Annotated in this window: 2 protein-coding genes; one reads left to right on the top strand and one right to left on the bottom strand. The window is 69.5% G+C overall.

Going from position 1 to position 1,830, the window contains the following annotated elements; translation table 11 throughout:
- Positions 1 to 43 precede the first annotated feature (43 nt).
- Positions 44 to 535, bottom strand: a complete 492-nt coding sequence (locus tag MW084_RS10245; protein ID WP_010470134.1) for an Lrp/AsnC family transcriptional regulator — start codon at positions 533 to 535, stop codon at positions 44 to 46.
- Positions 536 to 659: 124 nt separating this feature from the next.
- Between MW084_RS10245 and hppD the strand changes: the two genes are divergently transcribed.
- Complete coding sequence (gene hppD, locus MW084_RS10240; protein ID WP_010470133.1) at positions 660 to 1,805, top strand: 4-hydroxyphenylpyruvate dioxygenase; 1,146 nt, start codon at positions 660 to 662, stop codon at positions 1,803 to 1,805.
- The last annotated feature ends 25 nt before the right edge of the window (positions 1,806 to 1,830 follow it).

The raw sequence follows: 1,830 nt of genomic DNA, 5'->3' as shown, positions 1-1,830 counted from the left end.
GGACACCGCCCCNCGCGCCGCCCCCTCGTGCCGCCCGGCCGGGTCAGCCGCGCCGGGGCGGCGGGGGAGCGGTGTCCGCCGCGGCCTGCTCGACCAGCGGGATGATCCGCAGCGGCACCGGGTTCTCCATCACGATCGCCGTCGAGGCGCGGACGATCCCGTCGAAGCCCACCACCCGGTCGATCACCCGCTGGAGGTCCGCGTTCGAACGGGCCACCAGACGGCACAGCATGTCGCCGTGGCCCGTCGTCGTGTGCAGCTCCAGCACCTCCGGCACGCCCGCCAGGTGCTCCCGGACGTCCGCGCCCTGCCCCTGCTTGATCTCCAGCGTCGCGAACGCCGTCACCGGGTACCCCACCGCCGCCGGGTCCACCTCCGGCCCGAAGCCCCTGATCACGCCGTTCGCCTGCAACCGGTCCAGGCGCGCCTGGACCGTGCCGCGCGCCACCCCCAGCCGCCGCGACGCCTCCAGCACCCCGATCCTGGGCTCCCGCGCGAGCAGGGCGATGAGCCTGCCGTCCAGATGATCGATCACCTCGTCCGCCTTTCAATGGTCATCCTGTACACAACGTCCGATCGATCCGCTGTCCGGCTGGGCAGATTGACCAGAGGAAACGCAAAGTATTGCGCAGCTTGTGGAACGGGGGGAACCTGCGGATATGACTGAGACTCTGCATGACACCCCCGGCACCGCCCGGCAGGCCGACCCCTTCCCGGTGAAGGGGATGGACGCGGTCGTCTTCGCCGTCGGCAACGCCAAGCAGGCCGCGCACTACTACTCCACGGCCTTCGGCATGAAGCTCGTCGCCTACTCCGGCCCGGAGAACGGCAGCCGCGAGACGGCCAGCTACGTACTGACGAACGGCGCCGCCCGCTTCGTGCTGACCTCCGTCATCAAGGCGTCCACCGACCGGGGCCGCTTCCTGGCCGAGCACGTCGCCGAGCACGGCGACGGCGTCGTCGACCTCGCCATCGAGGTCCCGGACGCCCGCAAGGCGTACGCGTACGCGGTCGAGCACGGCGCCACCGGCATCGAGGAGCCGTACGAGGTCGAGGACGAGCACGGCACCGTCGTCCTCGCCGCCATCGCCACGTACGGCAAGACCCGCCACACGCTGGTCGACCGCTCCCGCTACACGGGCCCGTACCTGCCCGGCTACGTGGAGGCGTCCCCGATCGTCGAGCCGCCGGCCAAGCGGACCTTCCAGGCCATCGACCACTGCGTCGGCAACGTCGAGCTCGGCAAGATGAACGAGTGGGTGGCCTTCTACAACAAGGTCATGGGCTTCACCAACATGAAGGAGTTCGTGGGCGACGACATCGCCACCGAGTACTCCGCGCTCATGTCGAAGGTCGTCGCGGACGGCACCCTCAAGGTGAAGTTCCCGATCAACGAGCCGGCGATCGCGAAGAAGAAGTCGCAGATCGACGAGTACCTGGAGTTCTACGGCGGCGCCGGCGTCCAGCACATCGCGCTCGCCACGAACGACATCGTCGCCACCGTGCGCACCATGCGCGCGGCCGGCGTGCAGTTCCTCGACACCCCGGACTCGTACTACGACACGCTCGGCGAGTGGGCCGGCGAGACGCGGGTGCCGGTCGAGACGCTGCGCGAGCTGAAGATCCTCGTCGACCGCGACGAGGACGGCTACCTCCTGCAGATCTTCACCAAGCCCGTCCAGGACCGTCCGACGGTCTTCTTCGAGCTGATCGAGCGCCACGGCTCGATGGGCTTCGGCAAGGGCAACTTCAAGGCCCTGTTCGAGGCGATCGAGCGCGAGCAGGCCAAGCGCGGCAACCTGTAACACCGCCGCCCGGCGCCCTCCGGGG

Source organism: Streptomyces sudanensis, assembly GCF_023614315.1.
In the GTDB taxonomy this organism is placed as follows: domain Bacteria; phylum Actinomycetota; class Actinomycetes; order Streptomycetales; family Streptomycetaceae; genus Streptomyces; species Streptomyces sudanensis.
The sequence above is the reverse complement of the archived record's forward strand: the minus strand, read 5'-3'. Positions and strand labels throughout refer to the sequence as shown.

Bases quoted from the DNA above. Each gene is read 5' to 3' on its own strand.
- hppD (WP_010470133.1), top strand. From the start codon at position 660: ATGACTGAGACTCTGCATGACACCCCCGGCACCGCCCGGCAGGCCGAC.